The sequence below is a fragment of the Bradyrhizobium sp. LA6.1 genome, from assembly GCF_040547805.1.
Lineage (GTDB): Bacteria > Pseudomonadota > Alphaproteobacteria > Rhizobiales > Xanthobacteraceae > Bradyrhizobium > Bradyrhizobium barranii.
In genome coordinates, this window is record NZ_JBEPQK010000004.1 from 466889 (window position 1) to 484918 (window position 18030).

Below are 18030 nucleotides of genomic sequence, written 5' to 3' on the forward strand. Positions count from 1 at the left end.
TGATTGGCTTTGGTAAATCGAATGACTTTCGGTGACCTGCACCATTGCTATGGCTTCAGCGGAGGGTATCCATCGACGTAAACCCAGTCGGACGCCCGCACGGGTACATGGCACGCCTGGCATTGCGCCCTGTAATTCGTCGTCGTCGTTTTCGAGCGATCGCCCGCGTCGAACCAGGACCATCCCCAGCCGTCGCCCCACAACGCGCTCTCCGGGTGACGGTTCGCGGTGTCCTTCACCATGACGAACCATCCCTTCAAAGCATCGGCGCGGCTGACGGTACCGGTCGTCATTTCAGAGGTTGCCGCCTTGAACACTTCCTTGACCAGCACCGCACCGTCCGGGAAGCGCTTGTCCTTCCGATAGGCGTCGATCACTCCGGGCGAGGCGTACACGACGTGAAGCTCCTTCGAGCCGTGAGTGTCGTCTGCCGCAATCGCCCAGCTTCCGAGGAGCTGATAGGTCGTACGATAGTCATCGGGCACGTGCAGATGCCCGTCGCGGTCGGCGACACTCGCACCGGTCGAAACGCCATCCGCCGCGTTCGCCGGCAGCTGTGACTGCCTGACCGCGGCCGCGATCCCGAGGATCACGACGACGGCGACACAGGCGGCTTTGAGGATTTTCATGCCGATCTTCCGCCGATTACGCGGTCACCGCGCGTCCTTGTTGTCCAGCAGCGGATAGAACTGGGTCCAGACCTCATCCTTCTTGGCGTTGGCGATATGGCAGTAGGCGCACTCGTCCTTCGACTTCACCTTGGCCGTCGGCGCCTTCGGTTCGTGGTGATTGAAGTTGAAATAGCCCCACCCGTTGGTGTCGGCGAAGCGCTTCGAATCCTTGACGGTCACGTCGGCGCCGTTCCACTTGCCCGGGAAGTAGCCCCGTCCCGACGCTTCCGTTCGCGAGCCGTCGGCGTTCTCCTGCGGCAACGTCAGCTGCAGCTCCTTGAACAGGATCGTCCCTTCGGGGAATTCGCTGGTCTTCTTGTAGATCGCGTACGAGCCCGGCTCGATATAGACGTTGTGGAATTCCGGGAAGTTCGCCTGTCCGCCGTTGAGGGCGTTCGGCGTCAGCGGCGAGCCGACATAGACCCACTCGTGGAAATTCTTCGGCAGGAGCAACTGCCCGTCCGCGGTGTATTCCGGCAGATAGCGCGTATTGCTCTGGGCATTGCTATCCCTAAGCGATCCGAAGAACAGAATCGTTGCGACCGCACTGCCTACGATGACCGCCGCTGCTGCCTGGACTCTCACGCGCATTGTCTTCTCCCGCGACTGCGGCCGAACGCGCGAGGCGCCGGCACAATTGACCTGTCGAGAGATGACTTAGCCAGTCGCGGAGGATCCTGCGCGCTGGGGATTGCTTCCGCTTTGGCCATCTTGATGCATTCCGTGCCGAACCTGCGATCGGTGAAGAGGTTGACGCTGCGGAAGCAGGACGCGCGGCCCCAATCGGCGCCGCGATCGCGGCGCGGACGGCCATGGAAGCGACCGAGAGGGTGCAAGGTCAGCGGGTGAGGTCTGAAAGCGGGGCTGTTCTCAGGGGGCGCTCGCGGCAGATCCGGTAGTTGTCCTGCCAGGGACGAAGCCGCTCGAAAGCCGCGCTCGCCGCCAGCACGTCGAAGTCGGCGTTTCGCCGACCTATGATCTGCATCCCGACCGGAAGCCCGTCGGACAGACCTGCTGGAATTGAGGCTGCCGGATGGCCCGTAAAGTTGACGAAGTAGGTCAGGGCCCATCCGATCAGAGGATCTATCTCGACACCATTGATCGACTTCGGCCCAGCCGTGTTGCCGTCGCTGGCGTTGTCGACCGGCGGGCACGCGACGGTCGGCGTGACCAATAGATCGAATCTTTCAAGGACGTTCTGGAAGGCATCGTAGACCTCCGACCGGACAGCCTGGTCGCGGAAGAAATCGAGCCCCGACACGCGATTGGTCTTCTCGACCCAATCCATGTATTCAGGCGGAAAGTCGTCGCGATGCTTGCCGAACAGATCGATGCCGTCGCGCTTCATGTTCTCGATCGCCTGCAGGTTCAGAAGCATGTAGAGACGCGACCAGACGTCGCTCAGCTCCCGTTGCGAGCGAACGATGCCGAGCTTCACTTCCTCCACATGAGCGCCGGCTTCCTCGAACGCCTGTACCGCGCGGCGGACCGTCGCCGCGACTTTTCCGTCGACCGGAAAGACGTCCAGATCCGGACTATAGGCAATCTTGAGGCCACGGATCGAACGACGGGTCGCCGCGGTGAAGTCGACGGGCGGCTCGATCAGGCTGAAGGGATCTCGCGGATCAGGGCCGGCAAGTACGTTCAACGCAATTGCGGCATCTTCGACCGTCCGCGTGATGGGCCCTTCGAACAGGAACGGAGAGTCGGCCACGCCGAACGCGTTGGGACGCACGAGGAACGGCACGCGTCCGAACGACGCCTTGTAGCCATAGACCCCACACCAGGCCGATGGGATTCGTATCGAGCCGCCGGCATCCGTGCCTTCTGCAATGGGTAGCAGTCCATCGGCGACCGCCGCGGCGCTTCCTCCGGATGAGCCGCCCGTGTTCTTGGCAAGATTGAACGGGTTGCGCGTGGGACCAAACAGGTAGTTGTCGCAGGTGCCCCGGAATCCCATGAGAGGGCTGTTGGTCTTGCCGAGGAACACGGCACCCCCACGCTTCTCCATGCGCTCGCAGAACACGCAGTAACCGTTCACGACGTGGTGCTTGAGCGCGCGGATGCCGCCCAGGCTCGCAGGCCAGCCCGGCTTGAAGTCGAACAGATCCTTGAGCGCCGACGGAATGCCGTGCAGTGGGCCCCACGACTCGCCTGCGACCAACGCGCGCTCGGCCTCTTTCGCCCTCGTGCGGGCGCCGTCGAAATCGAGATAAACCAGCGCATTCAGGCTCGGGTTGCGCGCTTCGATGCGCCGGATGAACGCATCGACCACGTCAACCGGCGACAGATCACGTCGCCGGATGCGAGCTGCCAGTTCGTGCGCGGTGAGGTAAGCGAGTTCGTCGGAATGCAAGGACCGGCTCACGCTCGACATCGTCTCCTCCTTCTGAACCACTTCAGGACGAAGCCGCATTTGACATTGAAACAGTTCTTGCCTGCGCAGCCGTGATTGCTTCGTCTTTCGCAATCTTGATGCATTCACCGCGACGGCCATCGACAAGGCATCGATCAGGGTTCATGTGCGCTGACGTGGGCTGCAGGTTACGCCGACGCGCGTTGGCACATCCCGCGCGTCACCGCACAAGGGCACGCTTCCATGGACCGACCTCCCGTTTCTCGCGGCTTCAAATCCAGGCGACAGGCACCCGAAGCCGCCCGGCTGCCGCCGGGTCAGTATCTGACGACCGACTTCCCGGTGCTGTCCGCCGGACCCACGCCGGATATCCGTGTCGCCGACTGGAAGATTGCGCTTCAACTCGGCGGATCGTTGCTGGGGAAATGGACCTGGGACGAATTCGAGGCACTGCCCCAGACCACGATCGCGGTCGACATTCACTGCGTCACCAAATGGACCAAGCTCAGCACGGTCTGGCAGGGCGTCAGCTTCGACGACCTTCTCAAGGTGGTCGGGCTGAGCGAGCCGCCGAACGCCTATGTCATGGCGCATTGCGACGGCGGATACACGACGAACCTTCCGGTGACCGACCTGGTCGCGGGAAAGGCGATGATCGCGACCCGCTATGAGGGCCTGCCGCTCGCCCCGGCGCACGGCGGCCCCGCGCGACTCCTGGTGCCGCATCTCTACTTCTGGAAGAGCGCAAAGTGGCTGCGAAGGCTCCGCTTCATGCCCAAGGACGAGCCCGGGTTCTGGGAATCGCGTGGTTATCACAATTATGGCGATCCCTGGCGGGAGCAGCGCTATGACGGCGACTGATGCGCCTCTGCAGCAGCCCAGCATCGCGTGGCAGACCGGTCGCGTGCAGGCCATCGTGACTGAGACAAGCCGGGTGAAGAGCATCATCCTGCAGCCGGCCAACTGGTCCGGGCACTGGCCCGGCCAGCACGTCGACATCCGTCTCACCGCCGATGACGGCTATCAGGCCGAACGAAGTTACTCGATCGCATCGCCTCCGGAAGAGAAACTGCTCGCTCTCACGGTGGAACGGGTCGAGGACGGTGAGGTGTCCTCCTATCTCCTCGACGAATTGCGGGTTGGTGATGCTCTCGAATTTCGGGGGCCCATTGGGCTGCATTTCATCTGGAGTCAAACGCGCGGTGGACCGATTTGCCTGGTCGCGGGCGGTACCGGGATTACGCCTTTGATGGCCATGTTGCGCCACCGCAGGAGGTCGCTCGCACGCATACCGGCATCATTGATCTATTCGGCACGCAGCCTTGCCGACGTCGTGTATCGGGATGAACTCGCTACGATGGCTCGCGGCGATCGCGACCTCCGCCTGGTCTATGCGCTCACCCGCGAGCATCCGAGCGACTGGAACGGACATCGGGGACGGGTCAACGAGGCGCTGCTCGCAGAGAACAGCTTTACGCGCGAGCAGAATCCCACGTTCTTCATTTGCGGTCCCACCGGGTTTGTCGAGGGCATCTCGAGCATGCTCGTGAAGCTCGGCTTCGACCCTCTCGCCATAAGAACCGAGCGTTTCGGGCCAACAGGAGCATGATCGCCATGGCAGACAACATCGCCGACCTCATTCTTGGCGGTGACCCCGGCACACATTTGCTTCAAGAAGCCTTTGCCTTTGACATCACCCTGACGAAGATCCGGTGCGCGGCATGCAACACCGTGTCCTGCCTTGGCTCTCTCGCCGTCGACGGCGGGCCGCTGGAGGCGCTCGTCAAATGCGCCGATTGCGGAAGCGATCTGATGAAGGCGACGCGCACTCAGAGGGGATGTGTCCTTGAAATGCACGGTGCCCGGCACCTGTACTTCTGAATGCCGCGCCCGATCGCCCGCCAAGCCCCGAAATCAAAGACCCGCCATGCACGGTGAAGACATCCACCTCGCTGAAATCGAGCGCCAGATTGCCGCCACGGCGGCGAAGCTTCGCGAGCTGATTGAACAGTCGGCCTCACATGTCGCCGCGATGAGCGAAGAGCTCGTCGGCCAGCGAATTGACGATCAGGCCGCGCGGCTCGAGATTCTGATCAGGCGCCGCGACGAGCTCCTCAGAGCCAGATCTGGCGAAGACTGAAAAGGACGGCCGGGGCAGATCGGGAAGCGTCAGCCGTGAAATTTCAACCCGTCGACGATCTTGTCGATCACCTTGCGCTCGGCGCGCATCGAAATCCCAACCAGATTCAGGTCTGTGCGGGAAACGGCCTTCACGACCTCGCGGTTGGCGGCGTCGTGAGCGGTCCTGAACATGTCCTCGGTATAGAGCCCCGGCGTCACTCCGCGCGTCAGTGCGCGATCGAGCGCGCGAGATAGCGCCGCGCGGTCGGCGCCATAGATCAGGATGGGCTGGCCGATCAACGGCAGATATTTCGTCCCGGAGCCGTCTTCGTAGGGGTCGCCGATGCAGGCCGGAAAAGCCGCCGCGATCCCGCTGGCGAGGAAAGAGGCCACGTTCAGCTTCTGCCACGGCTCAAGGTCGGTGCGGACCACGACCGCGATCTTGGTGTCAAACTGCATGACGGTTTTGCCGCTATTCCTCAGCGCTCGCGAAGAGCGAAAGAGCCCTTACTCCATGCTTGCGCGCATCGAACGCTTTTGCAAGTGGGCCACTTCCGCGGACGGCCTTCGGGTGAAAACCGATTATATCGATTTCACCTCGCCGCCGTCCATCCGCAATGCCGAGCCGGTCATCCAGCGCGCGCCGGGCGATACGAGGAACGCCATCAACTCGGCAATCTCTTCCGGCTCACCGTAACGCGCGATCCCGGCGTCCTTGGGAAACTTCGCCGTGGCTTCCTCGACGGTCATGTTGTGCAGGGGCGCCCAGTGCTCGAGGTAGGAGCGGCGGCGGCCCGTCATCACCGGCCCCGGCAGGACGCTGTTGACCTGGACGCCATCGCTGATTCCCTTGTCGGAGAACGCCTTTGCCAAGGCGACGATTGCAGCGTTGATGGTGCCGACCGCGGCATAGGGCGCCTTGGGGAAAGAGGCCGAGTTTCCCGACATCAACACCACCGCCCCCTGCGCGGCCATGAGCGACGGCCAGGCGGCGATCGTGAGCCGCCGGGCGCCATGCAGCTTCAACGCCAGTCCGGCGTCCCACTGTGCTTCCGTCGTCTCGAACAGATCGACCTGAGGTACCGCGCCTGCGATATTGAGCAGGGCATCGATCCGGCCGAACGCCGCCAAGGTCTGGTCGACGACAGATTGAGCGGCACGAGGTTCGGCCAGATCGGCATCGATCACCAGCACCCCGGCGCCGGCGGCCCGGACCGCCCTTGCGGTGTCCTCGAGATTGGCGCGGTTTCGCGCGACCAGGGCAAGCGCCGAGAAATCGCGCGCCAGGCGTACCGCGGTCGCCCGGCCGATTCCCTGGCTCGCCCCCGTCACGATGGCGACTGATTTCGACATATGAACCCTCCCGAATACCAAGCTTGCAAATATCAGTCGCGAACAACGACCATCTTTCCGACTGCCTCGTTCGCCTCCATGACGCGATGCGCCTCGCGAATCTCGTCGAAGCGAAAGACCCGCGCCGGCTTGACGTCCAGCCGGCCGGCCGCCGCATCGGCGGCGATTTCCCGCAGCGGCACGTCGGAGAGCGGGAACCCGGGCGTGCCGAACACGAAGCTGCCGAAGAAGGTCAGGTAGACGCCGCTCGGCATCTGCAGCAGCGGGTTGAAATCCGGAATCGGATCAAGCCCGCCGAGCCAGCCGGCGAGACAGGAGCGGCCGCCGCGGCGAAGCATGGCGAGAGTGTCGAGCACGACGCTGTTGCCGACGAGGTCCAAGACTGCGTCGACCTGCTTCGCCTCGGGCAGATGCTTCGAGAGATCGCGCCGTTCGATTTCGCAGCGCGCGGCTCCGAGCTTCTCCAGCAAGGCAAAGCGTTCCCGGCTGCGCGTCGTCGCGATGACCCGCGCGCCGGCATTGACCGCAAGCTTGAGTGCGGCCTGACCGAACGAGGACGTCGCTCCGCGAATGACGAGAACCTGACCTTTCGCGAGATCGAGATTTCGGAAGAGACAGGTCCATGCCGTCGCGAAGGTTTCGGGGATCGCTGCGAGCTCGGCCCAGGGCAAATCCGCATCGATCGATGCGACATTCGAGACCGGCGCACGCGTGTATTCGGCGTAGCTGCCGTTGATGGTTCGACCGAGACCGCCCATCAATGCGGCCACCTTGGCGCCCACCGGAAATTCTCCGCCCGGGCACGACTTGCCGAATCCCTTGACCTCGATGACGGCATGACCGAGCTGCGGCTCCGGCTCCGGAACGTCTCGATAGACGAGGCTGTCCAAGCCACCGAATTTTTCAAGAACGATGGCGCGCATGATGGCTCTCCCGACGTTTCTCGCGGCGAGGGAAGCGGCGGTTACCCATTCGAATTCAGCTGGCCAAGAAAATCACCGATCGAAGCTGCGATCTCCCGCGCGTGAGTCTCGAGCGCAAAGTGCCCTGTGTCGAAGAAGCGCACTTCGGCGCCCGGCATGTCGCGCTGAAACGCCGTCGCGCCCGCCGGCAGGAAAAAGGGATCGTTCTTGCCCCAGACCGCCAGGAAGGGCGGCTTGTGCTTGCGGAAGTAGGCCTGGAATTCCGGATACATGGCGACGTTGGTCCTGTAGTCGCCGAAGAGATCGAGCTGGATCTCGTCCGCGCCTGGGCGCTCGAGATAATGGTTGTCCAGCGTGAAGCCATCAGGGGAGATCAGGGAGGTGTCAGGCACCCCGTAGGTGTATTGCCAGACCGTCGTCTCCGGCGAAAGGAATGATCGCAGCACCGCCCGATTCGCTTGCGATGCATCTTGCCAGTAAGCCCGGATCGGGCTCCAGCCATCGCTCAATCCCTCCTCATAGGCATTGCCATTCTGCGAGATGATGGAAACGATGCGCTCGGGATGCCGAAGAGCCATCCGAAAGCCCGTCGGCGCGCCATAGTCGAAGACGTAGAGCGAGAAACGGGCGAGTCCGATGACTTCTGTGAACCGTTCGATCACCTGCGCCAACGCGGCAAACGTATATGCAAAGCTTTCGCGAGCCGGCATGTCGGACTGGCCGAACCCGGGCAGATCCGGCGCCACCAGTCGGAAGCGATCCGAGAGTGCCGGGATCAACTCGCGGAACATGTGGCCGGCCGTCGGAAATCCGTGCAGCAGCAGCAAGGCGGGCGCGTCAGCCCGGCCAGCCTCCCGGTAAAATACGTTCAGTCCGTCCACGTCCGCCTTGCGGTATCGAATGCTCGTCATCTGCGGTCCCTCCCTCGACACCTGTTGCGCCCGGTGAAATCGATGTTCCGATGGCAGCCGATCCGAGGCGGTCTCACCTGGACATTTCGTGGCTCGGGGCGATCCGGTTACAGACTTCCCGGGGATTTCTGCCCGTACGAGGCTGCCTGTCGCCTGCTCTGCCCGATCTATCGTGCCTCGGATCTATTCATTCGAACCCCCTGCGATAGTCCGTAGGAGTCCAACCCGTCGCTTTGCGAAAGGCGGAGCTGAAGGAGCTCGTTTGCGCATAGCCCAGGCTGAGTGCGATGTCCGTAATCGATACCGCGCGATCCGCCAGCCGCAGCTTGGCGAACTCCATGCGTCGCTGCACCTGATACTGGTAGGCCGGGATTCCGAACGACTTCTTGAAAGCGCGGCAGAAGTGGTGAACGCTGAGCCTGACGAGCTCGGCGAGCTTGAGGAGGCAGACCTGTTCTCCCAGATGCCCCTCGACGTACTCGACCACGACACGCTTCTGCCAACCCGCGAGACCTCCACGACTGACCGCTGCCGGTTCGCGAACAACATCGTGATCAGACCTGGAAAGCTCGTGGGCGAGCACGCCGCAGAGCGCTTCGAGGTAGGGCGCGCAATTCGTCTCGGCGCTCTCGATCGCCTTCTTCAATTTGGAGGCGGTTTCCCAGACCAGCGGATCCTCGAAGTATATTCTCGGCGCGAGCCAGGCCGCGCTGTCGTCGGACTTGTGAAGCGCGGCGGGATCGAAGTAGAGGAAGGTCACCTGCGCAGACGAGGCAGTCTCATGCCATTCCCGATAGGCGCGTCCCGCCGGGACAAAGGTCAGCCTGTGCTCGGAGCCGCGCAGCTTCGACGAGCAGAGGCCATCGATGGAGGTCTCACCGCTTTTCCGCGCTCCCTCGTTGTACAACGCCAGGAGATGTCTCGACCCCTGAAAGCGAAATTCAATCCTGTTGCCGACCGGGAGGTGAACGCTCTCCGAAAACCACCAGCGCCAGCCTATCCCAAGGCGCTTCACCGGCTCGGAAGGCGTTATGCTGACCGTCGGATGAAGCGCTGCGTCGGACGGCCTAGAAGACAGCGTCTCGTCCACCGGCCGGATTGGCGAAGCGGAGACCGCCATCCGTGGCGTGCTCTCACTCGAATTTGATACGTACATCCCCATCGTCGTCGCCCTGTTCTGTGCTCCGGATGGCCGCGTCCAATCGTCAACGAATTTCTGCACGGAGGAGATGCCCTGGTCGCCTGGATACGGGCGTTGAAGCCGCAAGCTGCACGTGACGTTACCTCTCCGGTCAAGACGCGCTGCCAACGCCGGCTGACAGCACCGCACAGGGGCAACATGCTTTTCATCGCCCCCGCGGACAATCTCACGCTTGTGCTGTTCCGGCCCATACTTAGGTATGGGTCGCGTGCATTGAAGGCGCCGAGATGATTCAGCACGAGATGCCAGTCCCGAAGCTTCAGCCCTGGAGTTGGAGCGCTTCTGCCATTCGGACGAGCATTGCCGCGGTTTTTGCCCCGAGCTTCCGCATCACGCTGCCACGATGCATCTTGACTGTCGCTTCGCTGATCGAGAGCTCGCTGGCGACCTGCTTGTTCATCAGACCGGATGCCACCAGCGTCATCACTTGCCGCTCGCGCGCGGTCAGGAGTGCAAACTTCTCCTGCAACTGCGCCAGGTGCGCGCTGTCGTCGCGCCGATCGATGTCTTTTCGGATCGCGGCGGTGATCGCATCGAGAAGATCCTGATCCCGTATCGGCTTGGTGAGAAAATCGACCGCCCCCAGCTTCATGCCTCTTACCGACATGGGAATGTCGCCAAAGGCAGTCATCAGGATCACCGGGATTCCGACATTGATTTTCGTCAGGTACTCCTGCAGCTCCAAGCCGCTCGTGCCGGGCAATCTGACATCGAGCACCAGACACGCAGGGGCATCCGACAGTTCAACCTTGAGGAAATCCGAAGCAGATCCGTACAGGGCGACCTTGTAGTGCAGGGACTCGAGCAGGTCGCCAAGGGACTCGCGAACCGCGCGGTCATCGTCGACGATATGAACAACGCCGGAAGGGGGCATGTCTACCGGCTTTCCGACGTCTGAACCGCCTGGCGAAGCGGGAGAGCGAAGGTGAACTTCGCTCCGCACCTCCCGTTTTCTTCCACCCATAGCTGTCCTCCGTGGAGTTTCACTATCTTGCGGCAGATCGACAGTCCCAGACCGAGTCCCGCTCCCTTCGTCGTATAGAGCGTCTCGAAGACCCGCTCTCTATCGGCCGGGCTGATGCCGCCCCCCGTATCCGCGATTGCCACGGAAATCATACCATCGGCGACCCCCGAAGAGAGGGCCAAAATGCGGTTCCCGTCCTCGACCGCGGCCATGGCCTCGATCGCGTTGCGCACGAGGTTGAGGGCGACCTGCTGGACCTGAACACGGTCTGCTTCGACACGCGGCGATGATCGATCGAAGTCGGTACGGACGATGACCCCGGCCCGCTCGATTTCCCTGTTCGACAGAAGCAGAACCTCCGCAACCGCATCGTTGATATCGAACTCGGCAAAATGGACCTGCGTGCCCCGCACGAGAGAGCGGACACCGGTCACAACTTCCACAGCCCGACGTGCCTGCCTGATGATGCGCGCGACCGATTTCCGGGCCTCCCCGGCTTGAACGGGATCCCTGGCGAGCCACCGGAGGCAAGCTTCCGCGCTCATGATCATGCCCGTCAGCGGCTGATCGATTTCGTGAATGATCGAGCCGGCGAGCTCGCCGAGGGACGTCAGACCCGTCGCCCGCGCAAGCTCGTTTCGCGCGTCGGCGAGAGCCTGCTCCGCCGCCTTCCGTTGCGAGACATCCGTGATGATGCCTTCCAGCTCGAGGTCTCCCGTGGGCCCCTCATCGAATTGCCCGACGGCCACGACATGCAACGTCTTGCCGTCCCGGTGGACCACGCGGTACTCGTGCGTGAAGGGCGACTTCGTGCTGATCGCCTCGGTGAGGTCCTGCTCCAGCGCGGGATAATCCTCGGGATGGACCCGGCTCCTGAACACCTCGAATGGGACGGGGTTTACGTCCAGGTCGATATCCAGGATGCGGTAACATTCGCGCGATCCGCGGGAGAGCAGGGTCCGCGTGTTCCAGCGATAGCTGCCCATCCCGCCGATCTGCTGACCTCTGACCATCCACATATTGGTCTCGCGCAGCGCCTCGAACAGGCGGACGGATTCGAATGAGACGGCGGCCTGATTGGCCAGCATGGATGTCACCCAGACACATCGCGGCGTGAAGATCTCCGCATCTCCATCCGCTTCGAGATAGAGAACGCCGATCGCCCAGTGCTGGTGAATCAACGGCAGGCACAGCTGCGCTATCTTTCCAGACGGTGGGCTCGCGGGATCGATCAGTGCCGAGCTCTCCGCGCCGGCTTGCCTCACGACCGTTTGCTTTCGATCGAGCACCTGTTCGGCAAGGTCGCTCGGCAGGCGGAATTCGGCGTGCGGCGGGAAGGAGGCAAGGAAGTTCGCCCTCTCGCGCGGGAAGCTCGCATCGGCCTTGGCAAGCAGCTCTCGTTGCCCGCTGAGCAGGATCGCCCCTCGACTAGCCCCGGAATAACTCAGCGCCTCCATGAGAAGAGCCTTGGCCAATCCCTGATAGCTGATTTCTCTCGAGATAATCTGAAACGCCTTTGCGACCAGATCGAGTTCGTGCGTCTCGTTATCAAGCCTCATACCGAGATGTCTCGTCGTGAAAATCATTTCCAGACGTCTCGACGCATCACCCCGCCGCTTGCGTATCGAGGGGTGGGACGAGAGCGCGTCAGTACGCCGCAACATGTAACGGGACTTGCGAACGTTGCCAAGTTTGGTTGCGGAGAGCCACGGTTCACGAGCCCGCGCCATGCACGTCGTTGCGCATTGCCCCGATTTTTTTCGAAGCAGCTGTAACCGATGCGACGGTTGCTCCGAATGTCTACGAAAGTGCGGAGCAGCGGCAGTGCGCCCCGCTGGCCGTCGGCATGACTCGCCTGCTGTTCAGGCCCGATCGGGGCGTCGAGACACTGCCGCGCAGGCCTGCATCGGCAAGGAAACAGGAATGATGACCGCGGACTCTCCGAAGACAGAACGCCTGAATGCCCTCTCGGATGCGGTTTTTGCAGTCGTTATTACAATTCTCGCCCTGGACCTGCGCCCGCCACACGCTCCGAGCCTCGATGCTCTGTTCGAACTCTGGCCGACCGTCATCGGCTACGCAGTCAGCTATCTCTTCATCGCCATCGTCTGGGTGAACCATCACCACCTTCTGCACTATGCAAGCGCAGCGACGCCCCGATTGATCTGGGGAAACTTCGCTCATCTGTTTTCCGTATCGCTGCTGCCGTTCTCGACAGCCTGGATCGCGAGCTCAAAGCTGGCGCCGCTGCCCGTCACCGTCTATGCCGGCGTATTCGCCCTGGTGAACGCGACCTATCTGTTGCTGTGCTGGGAAGCCGTCGACCGGCCGGCGATCGAGGCGATCCCGGACAAGGCGCGCATGATGATGCGGATGCGATCCTTGACCACCCTGTTCGGCTTCCTCGCCGCGGCGGCCGTCTCGTTGCACTATCCCATTCTCGCGCTGGCCATGATCTGCATCTGCCTTGCCGTGTATCTCAAGCCTCAGGTCGCAGGACACGGGCCGCATCCTGCTTCAGCAGATACAACGATACCGCAAGCAGCACGACATCCTTCATCAGGAACGGAACGTTGCCCGTCATCGCCGGAAAGCCGCCTGCAGCAGCATCCCAACCGTCCGGCATAAACGGAATGATCGTGACTGTTGCGATGAAGGTGCCGGTCGATCCAAGGGCGCCCAGAATGCCGAGGCGCTTGCTCCAGAAGCCCGCGAATATCAAAGCACCAACGGTCCATTCGGCGACGCCGAGGAACCAACTGGCACCTTGATGGCCGAAAGCGGGATAGAGCCACCAGATCAGCGGACCGTTGCTGATGAAGGGGTCCAGGCGATCCGCCTCGTACGCCCACCATTTCTGATAACCGAAGAAGAAGAACAGGATCACCATCGACGCCCGGACGATGTGGTAATCCAGGTCTCCCGCAAGCAGCCCCGATATCGGCAGCCTGCTTGCGAATGATTTGCGCGGGGCACTCGCCAATGTACTCATGGTGTCGATCCTCCTGATCCTAACTGACAGCCCCTTGCGTGGTCAGCGCCTGACCGAGATCGATCAGAAGCCGGCAGACAAGACCGTCGGGTGCGAAGTCGAGATCGACCTGCGCGCCCGGCAGGGCCCTTGCGATCAGTTGCGTGCCAAAGCCTCTGCGTTCGGGCTTGGTCACAATCGGTCCGCCGCGCTCGCGCCACTGGATCGCAAGACCTTGTCCACCGAGATAGGGCGGGCTCTCCCAGATCACCTCGACGGCTCCTGCCGTCGATGTCAGCGCGCCGTACTTGCTCGCGTTGGTAGCCAGCTCGTGAATGATGACGTGCAGCGCCAACGCGATGTGCGGCTCCAGCGTGAGGTCCGGCCCCGCGAGCAGAATGCGGCCCCTGTGAAACATCGCGTGCGGCTTGAGCGTTCGCTCCAGCATCCCCGGGAGAGACACGCGCTGCTCTCCCGCAGATTCGATCATCCTGTAGGCATCGGACAGGGTCGCGATCCGTGCCGAGAGCGCCTCGCGAAAATCGGCGGTCGTATTCGCATCGGTATTGTTCACGAAGCACAGAACGATGCTGAGGATATTGCGCATGCGATGCTGCAATTCCCTGACGACAAGCTCGAGCTCGTCATCCCGGATCGAGGCGATCCGCTCAAAGTGCGCGCACCCGCTTCCGCCGTCGTGGAACGAACCGGTGACAGTGTGCCTCATGTGCAGACCTATCGCTGTTTGCTGAACCGGATTTCGATCAACACCCGCGGCAGATTTTCAGCTTCTTGTCGAGATCTGCGTCCAGACCTTCCAGTTTCCGGTTGAAGTCGGTAATGCGCTTCTGCAACGCATCCTCGGCGACTGAATTCGGCATGAATTCATTGCCGCGCGGCTGCACCTGGACGGTCTCAGCCGGGCTCGGCGCTTTCGGCGACGGCGCCGGGAGTGGATCTGCCAGGGCGGTTAGAGGAATGGCGGCGAAGCTCAGGATGAGGGATGAACGGAGTTGCATGGTCGCGCCTCAACGCAGTTGATTGCCATGATGACGCGCACATTATGCAGCATGTGTACGAGCCTCGCTGTTCGTGGATTGCGCCGATTGAGGCGATATTGTTGGAAATGATTCCGTCTGCGCCCCGATTCATCCTAGGGTGCCACCGGCGCGGGCCTTTGCTCCGCGAGAATGACCGAGAAGAGCCCGCTGTCGTCAGTCCAATCGGCGACGGGATTCCATCCGCCGGCCTGCAGCAGGACGAAGGCATCCCTCCGCCCGTATTTGAGGCTGTTCTCCGTGTGGATGGTCTCGCCCTTCGACAACGAGAAGACGCGACCGTCGACCTCGAAGCGGACGTCGCGCGTGGCTTCCAGATGCATCTCGATGCGCGCCTCCGCATCATTCCAGCGCGCCAAATGGCGAAACGCGCCTAGGGGAATCGAGCCGCCCAGCTCGCGGTTGATCCGGTGCAAGAGGTTGAGATTGAATGCGGCCGTCAGCCCTTGCGCGTCGTCATATGCTGGCAGGAGAACATCCTGATCCTTGATACGGTCGATGCCGATCAGCAGCATCGATCCGGCACCCAGGGTCACCGCCATCGCCCGCAACAGGTCGACCGCCGCAGGCACGGTCAGGTTTCCGATCGTCGACCCCGGAAAGAAGCCGAGGCGCGCAGTCGAGGCAATCTCTTCCGGCAGCGCAAATGGATAGGTGAAATCGGCTTCGGTTGGATAGATCGGCAGCCCCGGGAATGCATGCGACAAGCCTGCCGCAACCTCCCGGAGGAACTCGCCCGAGATGTCGATCGGCACATACGCAGAAGGCTCCGTCTCTGCCAGCAACAGTCGCGTCTTTGCCGACGAGCCTGAGCCGAATTCTATGACTACGCGGCCCGGCCCCGCGAGCGCGGCGATTTCCGATACTGCGGACGCAAGGATCGATCGCTCGGTTCGTGTCGGGTAGTATTCGGGCAGCAGCGTGATGGCTTCAAACAGCGCCGATCCGCGGCGGTCATAAAGCCATCTCGCCGGGATTGCCTTTGGCGCGAGGCTCAGCCCTTCCATGATGTCATAGCGGAACGCCGCCGTCAGGTCGGCCACCGTAGATCGCATTTCGTTCTGGAGTTGAAGCAATTTCGGCTTTCCTTCGCACGACATCTCGATCGGCCCGGCCGGCGGCCGCAATGACGTCAGGAGACCAATGTCGACAATTTCTTCAGGCCGCGGTGGATATTGATCTTGACCAAGGCCGCCGACTGTCCGGTCGCACCGGCCGCTCGCGCGATGCTCAGACCATTGAGCTTCACGAGGCGGATCACGCTCTCTTGCGCAGGCTTCAACCGGCCAAGCAGCTGGTCCAGCGCAGCAGCGCTGATCGCGGCACCTTCGTGATCCTCGATTGCGATGTCTTCGTCGAGCGCGAGCGCGCTGTAGCGAGACGCATCGCGCACACGATCGACCCATTTATAGCGGGCAATCGCCGTGACCCAGGCGCCAAAGGGCTTCGAGGCCGCGAACGTGTGGCGTTTCGCGTGAATGGCCAGGAGCACCTCCTGCCTCGCATCGTCGGCGGCGGGATAAGGAAGCCGGCGCGCGTAGTAGGCCCGAAGCCACAGATCCAACTCCCGCAGCAATCGCTCATATGCGTCTCCATCCCCTGCTCGCGCCGCAAGCAAGAGCCGGCCCCATCGCTCCGAACAATCGTTCCATCTCTCCCAACGGGCCGCCTTTCGGCGATCATGTCGCGGCGAATCCGTATCCCGCCGGGGTCGTGCACGCCCGGGCTCGTCGCCGGCAGACGATTGCGTCGCCATAGAGGACGTGATCTCGTCACCCGAGAGCGCTTTCATCTTCGAAGGCTCCTGTCGAGACACTCAAGCAGCGCGCTCGTTTCGAACGGCTTTCTGAGAAGGCAGAATGCGCCGATCGAAGCCGCTTCGGCGTCCAGCTGCTTGTGAGGAAGCGCGGTAATGAGAATCACCGGCGCTCCGACCTTCTGCTGCTGGAGCTCGCGAACGAGGTTCAGCCCGCCCATTCCTGGCATGTGAACGTCGGCAATGATGCAGTCGAAGCTGAACCGGCCGGCGTAGCTCAGCAGCGCTTCGGCCCTGTCAAACGGCTCCGAGCGGTAGCCGATCGATCGCATCAGATCCACCAAAGACAGGCACAGGGCCTCGTCGTCATCGACGACTCCTACGTAAGGGACCTTCACCTGACTTACCCTCGCAAGACGCGATCATCATCGAAACGCGATCGCAACACGGGCGATTGAAGCGCAAGCCGCTCTCCAGTTGACCAGGCGGCGGCTGTCGTAACGTTCGATGCTTGTTCGCGAGAGGCACATGTTCGGTCTCCCCAACTGAGGAAAATCCAGTAGCTGCGCCAGGATCGGTTGCGCATGTCGGCCTCGAGCATGCGTTCGGTGGGTGCCTCCGACAATCTCGCGATTGTGATGCACAGACCCATACTTTGGTATGGGTTTGCATCGCCAAGGGCGAGCCGCCGAGGGCGACGCGATGTCAGGCCACGCCGATCCCGGCCGCCTGCGGCCGAACAGCGCAAGTTTGAAAAATGCACGATAACCCGCGCACAGCGCGTCCTTCGAAGCTCGGCTACCGTTCAGATCACGACAGACGTCGACGCCGCCCTTGGCGCCAATCCGCGACCTCGAGGATGAGACGACATCCGATGGACCATCTCATAAAGAAACTGTCCGAGCTCGATCTGGTCAGAGGCGATTTTGACTACCATGCCACGCGTGTGGCGATGATCGTCGTCTTCTTCGTCTTCAGCTGCCAGAAATGGTTCGACTACGAAGCGCACGCGTTGATTCCGTTCATCAGCAATGGTCCGCTGATCTTCTGGCTGTATCCGGTGTTTGGCGTGCGCGGCGCGGCCTACTTCCTGGGTTCAGCGGAATTGCTGTTTGGATTGCTTCTGCTGCTCGGCTTCTGGAACAGAAGACTGGCGGTCCTGGGGTCGCTGGGTTCATGCGCGACCTATGTCGCCACCGTGACGATCATTCCGTTTTTCCCCGATGCCTGGGCCGCGCCGGCCGGCGGATTTCCTGCGGCCACGTTGCCGTTCCTCTTCCTCATAAAGGATGTCGTACTGCTTGCGGCTTCCGTCTATCTGCTCAAGCGTGACCTCCTCCGGGCAGCAGCCGACGTGTCGCCGGCTCAGAACGGGATTGTTCGACAGGAAGCGATGCAATAGTGCCGGTTGGCACTGGAAGAGCAGGATCAGCGTGCCGGGCCGCCTGATGAACGCAGCTTCCCAGCCGGCCGCCACGGCGCTGCGCGTATCCCAGGCGTGGCAGGCGATCATGCAGAGCTGCGAGGGGACGCCAAGTTCATTCTCCATTTGGGCGTAGGTTTGCGGCGACGGCTTACAGATCTTGACACTGTCCTCGCTGAATGACCTTTCGAAGAATCCCGCAATTCCCCCACGCTCAAAGCTGGAGGGTCTGAACTTCAGCCAGGTTATTCGCAGAGTGAACAGCCTGAAGCCAGCAGCGCGGAGCCGTCTTCCAGTTCACCGTGCCGATCGATGACGGCTT

General features: G+C 62.1%; 21 protein-coding genes and 1 pseudogene. 6 read left to right on the forward strand and 16 right to left on the reverse strand.

The window, feature by feature from the left end; genetic code table 11:
• Positions 1-47: 47 nt before the first annotated feature.
• The 3 genes from ABIB99_RS12780 to ABIB99_RS12790 all read right to left on the reverse strand — a co-directional run bounded on the left by ABIB99_RS12780 (position 48) and on the right by ABIB99_RS12790 (position 3048).
• On the reverse strand, positions 48-629 hold the full coding sequence (locus ABIB99_RS12780) for a cytochrome P460 family protein (protein WP_354131609.1): 582 nt from the start codon (positions 627-629) through the stop codon (positions 48-50).
• Positions 630-653: 24 nt separating this feature from the next.
• Positions 654-1262, reverse strand: a complete 609-nt coding sequence (locus tag ABIB99_RS12785; RefSeq protein WP_354176026.1) for a cytochrome P460 family protein — start codon at positions 1260-1262, stop codon at positions 654-656.
• A gap of 247 nt (positions 1263-1509) precedes the next feature.
• The gene (locus ABIB99_RS12790) at positions 1510-3048 is read right to left on the reverse strand and encodes an amidase (RefSeq protein WP_063986067.1); all 1539 of its coding nucleotides are present in this window, start codon (positions 3046-3048) and stop codon (positions 1510-1512) included.
• Between the two features lie 222 nt (positions 3049-3270).
• Here ABIB99_RS12790 and ABIB99_RS12795 point away from each other — a divergent pair, with 222 nt between their 5' ends.
• Genes ABIB99_RS12795 through ABIB99_RS12810 form a run of 4 tightly spaced genes read left to right on the forward strand, consistent with a single transcriptional unit; the run spans position 3271 to position 5167 of the window.
• A complete protein-coding gene (locus ABIB99_RS12795; RefSeq protein WP_063980890.1) occupies positions 3271-3888 on the forward strand; it encodes a sulfite oxidase-like oxidoreductase in 618 nt (205 codons plus the stop codon).
• Positions 3875-4636 carry a ferredoxin reductase gene (locus ABIB99_RS12800; protein ID WP_354176028.1) on the forward strand — a complete coding sequence of 254 codons (762 nt, stop codon included), beginning with the start codon at positions 3875-3877 and terminating at the stop codon, positions 4634-4636. The genes ABIB99_RS12795 and ABIB99_RS12800 overlap by 14 nt, the downstream gene beginning before the upstream one ends.
• A gap of 5 nt (positions 4637-4641) precedes the next feature.
• Positions 4642-4908 (forward strand): DUF6510 family protein, encoded by a 267-nt coding sequence (locus ABIB99_RS12805; protein ID WP_224517587.1) that lies wholly within the window; start codon positions 4642-4644, stop codon positions 4906-4908.
• Complete coding sequence (locus tag ABIB99_RS12810) at positions 4874-5167, forward strand: hypothetical protein (RefSeq protein WP_187387914.1); 294 nt, start codon at positions 4874-4876, stop codon at positions 5165-5167. Before ABIB99_RS12805 ends, ABIB99_RS12810 begins: the two co-directional genes overlap by 35 nt.
• Before the next feature lie 29 nt (positions 5168-5196).
• Here the strand turns inward: ABIB99_RS12810 and ABIB99_RS12815 are convergent, their stop codons facing one another.
• The 7 genes from ABIB99_RS12815 to ABIB99_RS12845 all read right to left on the reverse strand — a co-directional run bounded on the left by ABIB99_RS12815 (position 5197) and on the right by ABIB99_RS12845 (position 12059).
• Positions 5197-5607: a DUF2000 family protein gene (locus ABIB99_RS12815; RefSeq protein WP_063980886.1), complete on the reverse strand. Its 411-nt coding sequence runs from the start codon at positions 5605-5607 to the stop codon at positions 5197-5199.
• 123 nt (positions 5608-5730) lie between these two features.
• Positions 5731-6501: an SDR family oxidoreductase gene (locus tag ABIB99_RS12820; protein WP_063980885.1), complete on the reverse strand. Its 771-nt coding sequence runs from the start codon at positions 6499-6501 to the stop codon at positions 5731-5733.
• A gap of 32 nt (positions 6502-6533) precedes the next feature.
• Positions 6534-7424 (reverse strand): zinc-binding dehydrogenase, encoded by an 891-nt coding sequence (locus ABIB99_RS12825; protein WP_063980884.1) that lies wholly within the window; start codon positions 7422-7424, stop codon positions 6534-6536.
• A 41-nt stretch (positions 7425-7465) separates the two neighbouring features.
• A complete protein-coding gene (locus ABIB99_RS12830; RefSeq protein WP_063980883.1) occupies positions 7466-8335 on the reverse strand; it encodes an alpha/beta fold hydrolase in 870 nt (289 codons plus the stop codon).
• Between the two features lie 187 nt (positions 8336-8522).
• Positions 8523-9242, reverse strand: a complete 720-nt coding sequence (locus ABIB99_RS12835) for an AraC family transcriptional regulator (protein ID WP_354176030.1) — start codon at positions 9240-9242, stop codon at positions 8523-8525.
• 553 nt (positions 9243-9795) lie between these two features.
• A complete protein-coding gene (locus ABIB99_RS12840) occupies positions 9796-10410 on the reverse strand; it encodes a response regulator transcription factor (protein WP_354176031.1) in 615 nt (204 codons plus the stop codon).
• 2 nt (positions 10411-10412) lie between these two features.
• Complete coding sequence (locus tag ABIB99_RS12845; RefSeq protein WP_354176033.1) at positions 10413-12059, reverse strand: ATP-binding protein; 1647 nt, start codon at positions 12057-12059, stop codon at positions 10413-10415.
• A 367-nt stretch (positions 12060-12426) separates the two neighbouring features.
• On the opposite strand from ABIB99_RS12845, the pseudogene ABIB99_RS12850 reads away from it, so the two are divergent.
• Positions 12427-12696 (forward strand): annotated as a pseudogene (locus ABIB99_RS12850) (TMEM175 family protein); the annotation flags it as partial.
• Between the two features lie 283 nt (positions 12697-12979).
• Here the strand turns inward: ABIB99_RS12850 and ABIB99_RS12855 are convergent.
• The 6 genes from ABIB99_RS12855 to ABIB99_RS12880 form a co-directional block, all read right to left on the reverse strand.
• Complete coding sequence (locus ABIB99_RS12855) at positions 12980-13492, reverse strand: YkgB family protein (RefSeq protein WP_085403497.1); 513 nt, start codon at positions 13490-13492, stop codon at positions 12980-12982.
• 19 nt (positions 13493-13511) lie between these two features.
• Positions 13512-14198 (reverse strand): HWE histidine kinase domain-containing protein, encoded by a 687-nt coding sequence (locus tag ABIB99_RS12860; RefSeq protein ID WP_354176035.1) that lies wholly within the window; start codon positions 14196-14198, stop codon positions 13512-13514.
• 37 nt (positions 14199-14235) lie between these two features.
• Entirely contained in the window at positions 14236-14490 is a 255-nt protein-coding gene (locus ABIB99_RS12865) for a hypothetical protein (RefSeq protein WP_063980878.1), read from the reverse strand.
• Between the two features lie 134 nt (positions 14491-14624).
• Positions 14625-15584, reverse strand: a complete 960-nt coding sequence (gene egtD / locus ABIB99_RS12870; protein WP_354176037.1) for an L-histidine N(alpha)-methyltransferase — start codon at positions 15582-15584, stop codon at positions 14625-14627.
• 77 nt (positions 15585-15661) lie between these two features.
• Complete coding sequence (locus ABIB99_RS12875) at positions 15662-16093, reverse strand: sigma-70 family RNA polymerase sigma factor (RefSeq protein WP_354176038.1); 432 nt, start codon at positions 16091-16093, stop codon at positions 15662-15664.
• A 224-nt stretch (positions 16094-16317) separates the two neighbouring features.
• The gene (locus ABIB99_RS12880; protein WP_063980875.1) at positions 16318-16683 is read right to left on the reverse strand and encodes a response regulator transcription factor; all 366 of its coding nucleotides are present in this window, start codon (positions 16681-16683) and stop codon (positions 16318-16320) included.
• A gap of 476 nt (positions 16684-17159) precedes the next feature.
• On the opposite strand from ABIB99_RS12880, the gene ABIB99_RS12885 reads away from it, so the two are divergent.
• Positions 17160-17687, forward strand: a complete 528-nt coding sequence (locus tag ABIB99_RS12885; RefSeq protein WP_354102384.1) for a YkgB family protein — start codon at positions 17160-17162, stop codon at positions 17685-17687.
• Positions 17688-18030 lie beyond the last annotated feature (343 nt).

What these genes read in the sequence shown, in the direction of transcription:
- ABIB99_RS12785 (WP_354176026.1), bottom strand. Translation starts at nt 1,262, where the DNA reads ATGCGCGTGAGAGTCCAGGCAGCAGCGGCGGTCATCGTAGGCAGTGCG.
- ABIB99_RS12805 (WP_224517587.1), top strand. Translation starts at nt 4,642, where the DNA reads ATGGCAGACAACATCGCCGACCTCATTCTTGGCGGTGACCCCGGCACA.
- ABIB99_RS12815 (WP_063980886.1), bottom strand. Translation starts at nt 5,607, where the DNA reads ATGCAGTTTGACACCAAGATCGCGGTCGTGGTCCGCACCGACCTTGAG.
- ABIB99_RS12820 (WP_063980885.1), bottom strand. Translation starts at nt 6,501, where the DNA reads ATGTCGAAATCAGTCGCCATCGTGACGGGGGCGAGCCAGGGAATCGGC.
- ABIB99_RS12865 (WP_063980878.1), bottom strand. Translation starts at nt 14,490, where the DNA reads ATGCAACTCCGTTCATCCCTCATCCTGAGCTTCGCCGCCATTCCTCTA.
- ABIB99_RS12795 (WP_063980890.1), top strand. Translation starts at nt 3,271, where the DNA reads ATGGACCGACCTCCCGTTTCTCGCGGCTTCAAATCCAGGCGACAGGCA.
- ABIB99_RS12885 (WP_354102384.1), top strand. Translation starts at nt 17,160, where the DNA reads ATGGACCATCTCATAAAGAAACTGTCCGAGCTCGATCTGGTCAGAGGC.
- ABIB99_RS12790 (WP_063986067.1), bottom strand. Translation starts at nt 3,048, where the DNA reads ATGTCGAGCGTGAGCCGGTCCTTGCATTCCGACGAACTCGCTTACCTC.
- ABIB99_RS12855 (WP_085403497.1), bottom strand. Translation starts at nt 13,492, where the DNA reads ATGAGTACATTGGCGAGTGCCCCGCGCAAATCATTCGCAAGCAGGCTG.
- ABIB99_RS12860 (WP_354176035.1), bottom strand. Translation starts at nt 14,198, where the DNA reads ATGAGGCACACTGTCACCGGTTCGTTCCACGACGGCGGAAGCGGGTGC.
- ABIB99_RS12780 (WP_354131609.1), bottom strand. Translation starts at nt 629, where the DNA reads ATGAAAATCCTCAAAGCCGCCTGTGTCGCCGTCGTCGTGATCCTCGGG.
- ABIB99_RS12800 (WP_354176028.1), top strand. Translation starts at nt 3,875, where the DNA reads ATGACGGCGACTGATGCGCCTCTGCAGCAGCCCAGCATCGCGTGGCAG.
- ABIB99_RS12825 (WP_063980884.1), bottom strand. Translation starts at nt 7,424, where the DNA reads ATGCGCGCCATCGTTCTTGAAAAATTCGGTGGCTTGGACAGCCTCGTC.
- ABIB99_RS12845 (WP_354176033.1), bottom strand. Translation starts at nt 12,059, where the DNA reads ATGAGGCTTGATAACGAGACGCACGAACTCGATCTGGTCGCAAAGGCG.
- ABIB99_RS12830 (WP_063980883.1), bottom strand. Translation starts at nt 8,335, where the DNA reads ATGACGAGCATTCGATACCGCAAGGCGGACGTGGACGGACTGAACGTA.
- egtD (WP_354176037.1), bottom strand. Translation starts at nt 15,584, where the DNA reads ATGCGATCTACGGTGGCCGACCTGACGGCGGCGTTCCGCTATGACATC.
- ABIB99_RS12840 (WP_354176031.1), bottom strand. Translation starts at nt 10,410, where the DNA reads ATGCCCCCTTCCGGCGTTGTTCATATCGTCGACGATGACCGCGCGGTT.